Here is a 9,781-nt window from a genome sequence, read left to right as displayed (position 1 = left end):
GGCGAGGCGGGCGCGCGCGGCGGCGATGTCGGCCGCCAGCTCCCCGCGCATGCGCGCCAGACGCGCCGGCGTCAGGTCTTCTCGCAGCGACTGCGCCAGGTGCGCCACCATCGGTTCCACCAGCTCCAGCACCGGACTCGCGCCGGCCATGCGCAGGCGGTAGCTCAGGCGGTGCAGGGTGTAGAAGGTGGTCAGCGCCGTCATGAAGGCGGCGTTGAACGCGTGCAGCTGGCGGGTGTGCGAGCGCGAATGGCCGGCTTCGAAAAAAGCGGCGGCGCGGCCCGACTCCAGTGCCGCGATATCGGCGGCGAAACGCAGGTGATGCAGTTCCGCGTCCGCTGGCGTGATGCCGTGTTCCAGCACCTGGCGGCAAAAGTCGATGAAGCCGACATAACGCGCCTGCACGGTGCGCATCACCGCGCGCGAATGGCGGCGCGGGAAGATCACATCGTGCACCACCGCCGAACAGATGATGCCAAGGCTGACCTCCGTCACGCGCGTCACGGCCAGGGTGAACACGTTGGCCGGCGCGTCGATGGATGGCACGGCGATCATCACCGCCGTGTAGCCGGCCAGGACGAAGCTGTACGACTGCTGGTTGCGGTACATGGCGGCGCCGCCCGTGCACAGCGCCACCCACAGCGCCATGCCGGCGATCAGCAGCGGCGGCTGCTGCGGGAACAGCGCCATCAGCACCAGCGCGGCCGAGCAGCCGACCAGCGTGCCCAGAAAACGGTAAAAGGCTTTTTCCAGCACCATGCCGCTGCTGGGCATGGCCAGGATGATGGTGGTGGCCAGCGCGGTATAGGGCGCGTCCAGGCCGAGGCGGAACGACAGCCACAGGGCGGAGAAGGCGGCCAGCATGGCCTTGGCGACGAAGATCCAGCGCTCGCCGTCGCTGCGCGCCCAGTCCAGCGTCTGCGCGGCGATCCACTTGACGGCTCCCCGCGCCGCGCTGTGGTCCGGGGAAGGAGAAGCGGCGGGAGGAGCATTCATGTGGTCGGGTTTATGTAGTGGCTTCTAAATTGTCCAGCTGCCGTTTCAGCAGCGATTCCAGCAGTTTTACTTCTTCCGCGCTGTAGCCGTCATAGGCGCGCGTGGTGTGCTTCCATACTTCCGGCAGCACTTTCTCCGCCAGTGCGCGGCCGGCGTCGGTCAGCGAGATCATCACGCAGCGACGGTCGCCCGGGCGGTTGCCGCGCGTGATCAGACCCTGTTCTTCCAGGTCGTTGCACACCCGCGTCAGGTTGGCCGGTTTCTCCATGCAGGCCTCGCCCAGCGTGGACGCGGTCGACGTTTCGTTGTCCGAGCCGTACAGCACCGCCAGCACCATGTAGCTGGCATCCACCAGCTCATAGGGCCGCAGGGCGGCATTGGTCAAATCCTTCATCCGTTTCTGGATGTGGTACGTCATGCGCACCAGTCGCATGCGGTCTTCCGGGAACTCCGGTATGCGGCCATGGATGTTTTTTAGGCGCTTTTTAGTCGCTTCAAAACTACTCATTGCCTCTCCTCTATATATTTTTAAATGGATTAGGATTGTACTATTTATAGATTACTCCAAATCCAGTTTTGTGCCTCCCCCCAGCGCGGACATCAACAAGGCGAAGTTATCCAGTTGTTTGCTCGCCACTTGCGCCATCTGCTGCTGTTCGTTCAATAGGGTCAGCTGCGCGTTGATCACGTTCAGCGCATCGGTCATGCCCGACTTGTAAGCCTGTTCCGCCAGTTGCTGCTGGCGTCGGGCCGAGGCCAGCGCGCGCTGCGCCAGTTGATCCTGCTGCCGCACCGAATCGATCCTCACCAGCGCGCTGGCGACGTCCGACATGGCCTGGATCACCGTGGCGTTGTACTGCTCCACCGCGCCGTCGTAGGCGGCGGTCTGGCTGCCCAACTGGCTGCGCAGGCGGCCGCCGTCGAAGATCGGCAGGCTGATGGCCGGCGTCACGCCGCGCGTCTGCGAGCTGCTCTCCAGGAAGTGGCCGAAGCCCAGCGACTGCAAGCCGACGAAAGCGGCCAGGTTGACATTCGGGTAGAAGTCCTTTTTGGCGACGTCGATGCGCGCACCGGCCGCCTCCACGCGCCAGCGCTGCGCCACGATATCGGGGCGGCGTCCCAGCAGTTCCGCCGGCAGCTGGGCGGGCACCAGGTCGCCGCTGCCCGGCGCGAGGGTCAGCATTGGCCGGGCGATCGCATCGCCGTCGCCCGGTCCCTTGCCGATCAGGGCCGCCAGCTGGTTGCGCAGCAGAGCGATGGCTTCGCCGATCTGCTCCTGCTCGCGGCGTGCCGCCGGCAGCGTTGTTTCGATGTTGGCGACTTCCAGATCGGTCGCCATGCCGGCCGCCTTGCGGCGGCGCGTGATGTCCAGGATGCGCTGGCGCTGCGCCAGGTTTTCCGTCACGCTGTCCCGCAGCGCGTACTCCAGCGACAGCTGGATGTAGCCGCGGACGATGGAAGTGGCCAGCGTCAGGCGCGCCATCTGCGCTTCGGCGGCCGCCAGCCGGACCTCGTCCAGCGCGGCGGCCAGCGCATCGCGATTGCGACCCCACAGATCCAGATCGTAGGAACCGGATAGCGTGGCGTTGTTCGTCCACGCGTAGTTCCCGGCGAGCGGTGCGGGGATCGTACTGTGCGCCGCATACAGCTGGCGGCTGCTGCTGGCGGCGGCGTCCGCACGCGGCTGGGTTGCCGCCCGGGCGACGCCGGCCAGCGCCGCTGCCTGGCGCACGCGGGCCTCGGCGATGCCCAGTGTCGGGCTGTCGTTCAGGCCGGTGTCGATCAGACGGTTCAACTGCTGGTCGTGCAGCGCTTCCCACCAGCGTTCATCAGGCCAGGCGACGTCGGCGCTGGCGGAGGAGATGGCGTGGCCCATGTTGAGCTTTGCTGGTTGAAGTTGCCCGGCTTGCGGCTGGATCTTGCCCATGTCGGCGCAGCCGGCCGCGATCGCGCAGATCCCGGCGCAGGCCAGCGCGGGAAGGACGAAACGGCGGGAGCGGCAACGCAAAGTCATGGGCAGCGGCGGCTTACTTCTTGACCACGTGCTTGCGGGTCTGGGCGACGTCGAAGTCGGCCTCGGTTTCCGGCAGGGTGCCGTTCTTGCGGGCTTCCAGGAATTCCGCCTGCACCTGGGCGCGGGTCAGGCCGGTAGGCTGATCGGCCTTGGCGGCGGCGGCCAGGGCGCCGTCGGCGACGGCTTTGCGGGCAGCCGCGCCAGGGGCGGCGGCGCTGGCGTCGGTCTGCGCAAAGGCGTTGGTCACGGTGGTGGCGGTGGCGGCAATGGCGAACGCGGCGGTGGCCAGCGCGCTCAGCAGGTGTTTGGCGGTGGTGCTCATGGTGTCCTCCTTAAACAATGGAGTAACTATAGAGATGAATATTACATTTGTAAAGTAAAAAATTCCTATGAGAACGATAGCCTTAAGCGCGTCCGCGCACCGACGTGCTGTCGGCATGATGGTGAAATTATGCTTTCGACAAGGAGGGCATCATGGCAGACAGTACTCTGGACCCCGACAACATCCCGGCCGGTAACGACCGCTCGCTGGGGCGCGGCCACGGCACGCGCGCCCTGGGGCCGAGCGACAATTCGGACAGCGGCAGCGACGTCACCGGCGAGCCGGACAATGAGCTCGACAGCGATACCGATGCGTCCGGCACGGGGGAGCGGCCCGGCGTCGGCCGCGACAGTGTGGAAGGGATGACCGAGATCGGCTTCGACCACGTCGAAACCATCCCGGTGGTGGATGGCGAATTCCACGACGCGGTGCCGGCGGAGACGGGCGACGAGACCGAGCAGCGCGAGGTGCCGCCGCAGGAGCGCACCCAGCGCATGGAGCGGCGCGACTGGTCGCGGACTAACTAGCCGCCGACATCACGTCGCTGAGCCAGTCGACGAACACCCGCACCCGCGGCGACAGCTGGCGCTGGTGCGGGTAGACCACGGACACCGTCATCGGCCGCGGGCGCCAGTCGCCCAGCACCTCGCGCAGCGCGCCGCGTGCGAGCAATCCGTCGATGTGGTAACGCGGCACCTGGATCAGCCCCAGGCCGTGGGCGCAGCACGCCTTGTAGGCATCGGCGTTGCTGACCGAGACCGCGCCGGGCAGCGCGATACTGCGCTCCTTGCCGTCGACGATGAAATCGAACGGGAACAGCTTGCCGGTGCTGGACGAGAAGAAGTTGACGGCGCGGTGGCCCTGCTTGTGCAGATCGTCCAGCGTCAGCGGGACGCCGTGGCGTTCGAAATAGGCGGCGCTGCCGCAGGTCACCTGCTGCAAGGTCGCCAAGCGCCGGCCCACCATGCTGGAGTCGCGCAGCTCGCCCACGCGCAGCACGCAATCGACGCCGTCGCGCACCAGATCGACGTAGCGGTCGCCCATGCCGATTTCCAGTTCGATGTCCGGATAGCGGCCAAAGAATTCCTGCAGGCGCGGCAGCACGTAATGCAGCGCCAGCGTGCCTTGCAAATCGACCCGCAGCTTGCCGCGCGGCGCCACGCCGCTGTTGCCAAAGCCGGCCTCGGTTTCCTCCACATCGGCCAAGATGCGCACGCAGCGCTGGTAGTACGCCTGGCCATCGAGCGTGGTGCTGACGTGGCGCGTGGTCCGCTGCAGCAGACGCACGCCCAGCCGCGCTTCCAGCTGCTTGATGGTGTAGGTGGCGGTCGCCGCCGGGATCTGCAAATCCTCCGCCGCCTTGCTGAAACTTTCCAGCTCGACGATGCGGGTGAAGATGCGCATGGCGTTGAAGCGGTCCATATGCTAGCGGTGCGAGGACGATCCGGCCCACAGATTGACGGCACCCTCCTGCGCCTGCGCGTCGATGGCGTCCAGTTCCTCCTTGCTGAATTCCAGATGCTTCAGCGCGGCGACGTTTTCGCGGATCTGCTGCGCGTTGCTGGCGCCTATCAGCGTGGAGGTGACGCGCGGGTCGCGCAGCACCCAGGCCAGCGCCATCTGCGCCAGCGTCTGGCCGCGCCGCCTGGCGATTTCGTTCAGGCCACGCACGCGCCGCAGGTTGTCCTCGCTCAGGTGCGATGGCTGCAGCGAGCCGCCGCCCGGTCGGTTGACGCGCGCATCCGGCGGAATGCCGTTCAGGTATTTGTCGCTGAGGATGCCCTGCGCCAGCGCGGTGAAGGTGATGCAGCCTATGCCCTGTTTGCCGAGCGTATCGAGCAGTCCCTCGGTTTCGATCCAGCGGTTCAGCATATTGTAGGACGGCTGATGGATCAGGCATGGCACTTTCCACTCCTTCAGCATGCGCGCCGCTTCGGCGGTCTTCTCGGCCGAATAGGACGAGACGCCGACGTACAAGGCCTTGCCCTGCCGCACCGCGTGGGCCAGCGCGCCCATGGTTTCCTCCAGCGGGGTATCGGGATCGAAACGGTGGGAATAGAAGATGTCGACATACTCGAGTCCCATGCGCTTGAGCGACTGGTCGAGGCTGGCCAGCACGTACTTGCGCGAGCCGCCGCCCTGGCCGTAGGGACCGGGCCACATGTCCCAGCCGGCCTTGGTGGAGATGATCAGCTCATCGCGGTAGGGCTTGAAATCCTGCGCGAACAGGTGGCCGAAGTTGGTCTCGGCCGAGCCGTATGGCGGACCGTAGTTGTTGGCCAGGTCGAAGTGGGTGATGCCCAGATCGAAGGCGGTGCGCAGCATCTCGCGCTGCGAGGCGAGGGTATTGGTGTCGCCGAAGTTATGCCACAGGCCCAGCGACATCAGCGGCAGTTTCAGGCCGCTGCGGCCGCAGGTGCGGAACTGCATTTCATCATAGCGGTGCGGTGACGCGAGGTAGGTCATCGTGCAAGTCTCCAGGTTGGGAAGGGGCCTGCTGATTATAATCGCGACGTATGGATGCGACGCTACGTCCGCAGCCGGGTCTTGCGGGCCAGCACGCAAACGACGTCCGGCGGCGCATAGTTAAGCGCGACAATTTCGTAAATTTCGTCAGGAGAAAAATAAAGAATGAAGCTGTAGTACTTGTTCGCACCGGGGAATGAATCTGTCGGGACGACAGGGATTTCCTGCCAATGATATTCACAGATCAGCTGGGACCAGGACAAGTTGTTACTCATGTCCTCAAGGGCAGAAATAATGTGTTCCTCGGGTCCTGCACCGAGGTCTCTCACCGAAGTCAGGAACCTGCCATCGCTTTCCAAATCAAATTTTACCCGGCTCATTTTTGAGCTCAGCTAATATGCGTTTGAAGTCTTCCCTGGTCGTTTCTTCGAAGGTCGGCGTTTGCATGAGTTTGCGATGCAGATCGACATCGAGTTCATGTGCATGTAATGGCTGACGTTCGAAAACCAGTCCTTTGGGCGGTTTTGCAGGCAACTTTTTCATGATGTCCTCCATCCCGGAAGAATAATGGTAGCACGGAGCTGCCGTTTGGCGCAGCGCAAGCGGAGACAAAAAAGCCCGCAAATTGCGGGCTTTCCGGTGCATGCGGCCGTGCTGTCGCCCAATCAGGCTCAGGCGAAATTGGCGGCGGCGAAGTCCCAGTTGGCGAGCTTGAAGAAAGTCTCGATGTATTTCGGACGCACGTTGCGGTAGTCGATGTAGTACGCGTGTTCCCACAGGTCGCAGGTGATCAGCGCCTTGGCGTCGGTGGTCAGCGGGGTGGCGGCGTTGGAAGTGTTGACGATGTCCAGCGAACCGTCGGCCTTCTTCACCAGCCAGGTCCAGCTCGAACCGAAGTTGCCGACGGCCGACTTGGTGAACTCTTCCTTGAACTTGTCGAACGAGCCCCACTTGGCGTTGATGGCCTCGGCCAGCGCGCCGTCCGGTGCGCCCTTGCCGTTCGGGGTCAGGCTGTTCCAGTAGAAGGTGTGGTTCCACACCTGGGCCGAGTTGTTGAAGATGCCGCCCGACGATTTCTTGATGATCTCTTCCAGCGACAGGTTTTCGAACTCGGTGCCCTTGATCAGGTTGTTCAGGTTGGTGACATACGTTTGGTGGTGCTTACCGTAGTGGTATTCCAGCGTTTCCTGCGAGATGGACGGCGCCAGGGCATCCATGGCATAGGGCAGAGGTGGCAGAGTATGTTCCATTGTTCTTCCTTTGGTTAGGTGTGGTTGTAGCAACCGGTCAATTTTAACTGAGCGTCCATCATTGTAAAGCGGATGGCCCGTCCCTGCAGGAATGTCCCCCGCTGACGTGTGGACATAGCGGCCCCGGTCAGCGCACCCGGCGCGTGGTCTCGCGCACGATCAGCTCCAGCGGCGGCACCTCGCCGCTGGCTGCTTCGCCGTTGATGATGCGCAGCAGCGCCTGGGTGGCGATGCGGCCGATGTCGTACAGCGGCTGGCGGATGGTGGTCAGCGGCGGCGTGGTGTAGGACGAGCCGGGCAGGTCGTCGAAGCCGACCAGCGAGATATCGTCCGGCACGCGGATGCCCTTGCGGTACAGCGCCAGCCGCGCGCCATACGCGCTCAGGTCGTTGGCGGCAAACACCGCGGTGAACTGCTGGTGCGTGTCGAACAGCCGGTTCATGGCCAGCATGCCGCTCGATTCGTGGTAATTGCCCTCGACCACCAGATTCTCGTCCAGCGCGATCTCGGCTTCGCGCAGCGCGCGCTGGTAGCCGGCCAGGCGGTCGGTGGCGTCGATGTTGTTGGCGGGGCCGGAAATGAAGGCGATCTGGCGGTGGCCCAGTTCGATCAGGTGGCGCACCGCCAGATAGGCGCCGTATTCGTTGTCCATCTTGAAGCCCAGCGCGCTGCGGGTGCGCAGCGCGCGGCCGGTGGAGACGATCGGCCGCTGGCTGGAAAAATTCAGCACCGTCTCGTCGGCCATGCGGCCCGACAGCAGGATGATGCCGTCCACCTTGCGCGCCAGCAGCAGACGGATGCGGTCGGCTTCCTCCTCGGCGTTCCAGTGGCCGCTGACGATCACCGAGGCGTAACCGGTGCCCTTCAGGCCATCGTCGACGCCGCGCAGCGTCTCGTCGAAGAATGGCGACGAGATATCCTGCACCACGATGCCGATGGTCATCGAGCGGCCCTTCTTGAGGCCCTGCGCCATCTGGTTGGGGGCGAAATTCATCTGCGCGATGGCCGCCAGCACCGCCTGGCGCTTGTCGTCCGACACCTTGGCGGTGCCGTTGAGGATGCGTGACACCGTGCTGGGCGACACTCCCGCTTCGCGTGCAACATCCATCAGGGTCGATGGGCCGGAATGTCGTGGAGTGTCTGCCAAAGTATTTCCTGATCGTGTAGTTGTTATGAAAACCTTTTCGGCGAAAGATTACCATAAAGGCGAGGGGCGGCGCATTGACTTTCTGGCCTCGCCGGTATTTAATGTCCATGACGCTTGAAAACGTTTTCAAGACACGGCGTATCATATAATCAAGCGGTCAGCCCGACACGCAGAGACAGAACAGAAGAGACATCGGAACAGACATGAAGCGCGATTCCTTTTCGCATTTCGCCCACGGCCCGCGCATCCTGGCCGACATCGGCGGCGCCAGCGCCAGCTTTGGCCTGGAGACCGCGCCCAACCAGATCGACGCCATCTGGGTGGCCGAGTGCGCCGCCTACCCGACCCTGGGCGCGGCCATGGTGGCCTACCTGTCGCAGCCGGCCACGGTGGCGGCGGGCGGCTACCAGGCGCGCTTTGCCGGCATCGCCATCGCCAACCCGATCGACGGCGACTGGGTCACCATGACCAACCACCACTGGTCGTTCTCGATCGAAGCCGTGTGTTCGCAGTTCAGCCTGAAATCGCTGGTGGTGGTGAACGACTTCACCGCCTTGGCCAGCGCCTTGCCCTACCTCGCGCCCGAGCACAAGCACCAGATCGGCGGCGGCGTGCTGCGCAGCGGCGCCACCATCGGCCTGGTGGGCGCCGACGCCGGGCTGGGCGTGTCGGCGCTGGTGCCGGCCGGCGAGCGCTGGATCGCCATCGACAGCGAGGGCGGTCACGCCACCTTCGCGCCGATGAACGAGCGCGAAATCGACATCCTGCGCTACGCGCGCCGCTACCACGAGCACGTCTCAAGCGAGCGGCTGGTGTCCGGCATCGGGCTGGCGCTGGTGTACCGCGCGCTGTGCGAGCGCGCGCGGGTGGAGGCGCAGGCGCTGAGCACGGCCGACATCATGGAGCGCGGCCTGCACCGGCTCGACCCGGTCTGCGAAGAAACCCTGCTGGCGTTTTGCGAGATGCTGGGCACCGTGGCCGGCAACGTCGCGCTGACGCTGGGCGCCAAGGGCGGCATCTACCTGGGCGGCCGCACGGTGCAAAAGATGGGCGACTTCGTCGAGCGTTCCGGCTTCCGCGCGCGCTTCGAGCAGAAGGGGCGCTTCAGCGATTATTTGGCGCACATCCCGACCTACGTCATCACCGACAAATACCCGACGCTGGTGGGCATGTCCGCCATGCTGTCCGCCACTTAAGAGTCGGCTCTGACCCCGATGTTCAGGCGCGGCGGCGGGTGACGGCGCCGACCGGTCGAGGTACAGCGCGCCCACCGGGGCGGTCTTGGCGCTCAGGGTGTCGGAGATTCATGACAAATGATTAATTTATCACGGGCTGTACCGATTCCACGCCGATGTCGGCGCTGCCCTCGGCCAGCCGCACGGTCAGTTTGCTGCGCGGCTGCAACTGTGCCGGCGCGCGCAGGACGGTGCCGTGGCTGTCGGTGACGATGGCGTAGCCCCGCTCGAGCGTGCGCTGCGGATTCAGCAATTCCAGTTGGGCGGCCAGCGCGGCCAGGGCGTCGCGTTTCTGCTGCAGCCGGCGGCCGATGCCGGTGGTGGCGCGGTGCCGCAGGCCCTGCAGCGCGG

General features: G+C 64.8%; 13 protein-coding genes. 2 read left to right on the top strand and 11 right to left on the bottom strand.

Annotated features, from left to right (window positions below; genetic code table 11):
- The 4 genes from E4L98_RS12030 to E4L98_RS12015 form a co-directional block, all read right to left on the bottom strand.
- Window positions 1-996, bottom strand: a 996-nt coding sequence (locus E4L98_RS12030) for an FUSC family protein (RefSeq protein WP_135201796.1), incomplete at its 3' end; no start/stop codon positions are given.
- Between the two features lie 10 nt (window positions 997-1,006).
- Entirely contained in the window at window positions 1,007-1,504 is a 498-nt protein-coding gene (locus tag E4L98_RS12025) for a MarR family winged helix-turn-helix transcriptional regulator (protein WP_135201795.1), read from the bottom strand.
- A gap of 51 nt (window positions 1,505-1,555) precedes the next feature.
- A complete protein-coding gene (locus tag E4L98_RS12020) occupies window positions 1,556-3,010 on the bottom strand; it encodes an efflux transporter outer membrane subunit (protein WP_135201794.1) in 1,455 nt (484 codons plus the stop codon).
- A 13-nt stretch (window positions 3,011-3,023) separates the two neighbouring features.
- Window positions 3,024-3,332, bottom strand: coding sequence for a DUF4148 domain-containing protein (locus tag E4L98_RS12015; RefSeq protein ID WP_135201793.1), 309 nt, complete (start codon window positions 3,330-3,332; stop codon window positions 3,024-3,026).
- A 152-nt stretch (window positions 3,333-3,484) separates the two neighbouring features.
- Here E4L98_RS12015 and E4L98_RS12010 point away from each other — a divergent pair, with 152 nt between their 5' ends.
- Window positions 3,485-3,859 (top strand): hypothetical protein, encoded by a 375-nt coding sequence (locus tag E4L98_RS12010; protein WP_135201792.1) that lies wholly within the window; start codon window positions 3,485-3,487, stop codon window positions 3,857-3,859.
- On the opposite strand, the gene E4L98_RS12005 is transcribed toward E4L98_RS12010, so the two are convergent.
- From E4L98_RS12005 to E4L98_RS11980, 6 genes are all read right to left on the bottom strand, one after another.
- Entirely contained in the window at window positions 3,852-4,754 is a 903-nt protein-coding gene (locus tag E4L98_RS12005) for a LysR family transcriptional regulator (RefSeq protein ID WP_135201791.1), read from the bottom strand. The genes E4L98_RS12010 and E4L98_RS12005 overlap by 8 nt on opposite strands.
- Before the next feature lie 3 nt (window positions 4,755-4,757).
- Window positions 4,758-5,798: an L-glyceraldehyde 3-phosphate reductase gene (mgrA, locus tag E4L98_RS12000; RefSeq protein ID WP_135201790.1), complete on the bottom strand. Its 1,041-nt coding sequence runs from the start codon at window positions 5,796-5,798 to the stop codon at window positions 4,758-4,760.
- A 62-nt stretch (window positions 5,799-5,860) separates the two neighbouring features.
- Window positions 5,861-6,178, bottom strand: a complete 318-nt coding sequence (locus E4L98_RS11995; protein WP_135201789.1) for a hypothetical protein — start codon at window positions 6,176-6,178, stop codon at window positions 5,861-5,863.
- Window positions 6,159-6,341: a hypothetical protein gene (locus E4L98_RS11990; protein ID WP_135201788.1), complete on the bottom strand. Its 183-nt coding sequence runs from the start codon at window positions 6,339-6,341 to the stop codon at window positions 6,159-6,161. The genes E4L98_RS11995 and E4L98_RS11990 overlap by 20 nt, the downstream gene beginning before the upstream one ends.
- A 128-nt stretch (window positions 6,342-6,469) precedes the next feature.
- Window positions 6,470-7,048 (bottom strand): superoxide dismutase [Fe], encoded by a 579-nt coding sequence (gene sodB, locus E4L98_RS11985; protein ID WP_135201787.1) that lies wholly within the window; start codon window positions 7,046-7,048, stop codon window positions 6,470-6,472.
- A 127-nt stretch (window positions 7,049-7,175) separates the two neighbouring features.
- Window positions 7,176-8,156: a LacI family DNA-binding transcriptional regulator gene (locus E4L98_RS11980; protein WP_135201786.1), complete on the bottom strand. Its 981-nt coding sequence runs from the start codon at window positions 8,154-8,156 to the stop codon at window positions 7,176-7,178.
- A 242-nt stretch (window positions 8,157-8,398) separates the two neighbouring features.
- On the opposite strand from E4L98_RS11980, the gene glk reads away from it, so the two are divergent.
- Window positions 8,399-9,391, top strand: coding sequence for a glucokinase (gene glk / locus E4L98_RS11975; protein WP_135201785.1), 993 nt, complete (start codon window positions 8,399-8,401; stop codon window positions 9,389-9,391).
- 121 nt (window positions 9,392-9,512) lie between these two features.
- On the opposite strand, the gene E4L98_RS11970 is transcribed toward glk, so the two are convergent.
- On the bottom strand, window positions 9,513-9,781 hold a 269-nt coding region (locus E4L98_RS11970; protein ID WP_307722112.1), incomplete at its 5' end, for an exodeoxyribonuclease VII large subunit.

It is taken from the genome of Duganella callida, from assembly GCF_004614165.1.
Classification (GTDB): Bacteria; Pseudomonadota; Gammaproteobacteria; order Burkholderiales; family Burkholderiaceae_D; genus Rugamonas; species Rugamonas callida.
The sequence above is the reverse complement of the archived record's forward strand: the minus strand, read 5'-3'. Positions and strand labels throughout refer to the sequence as shown.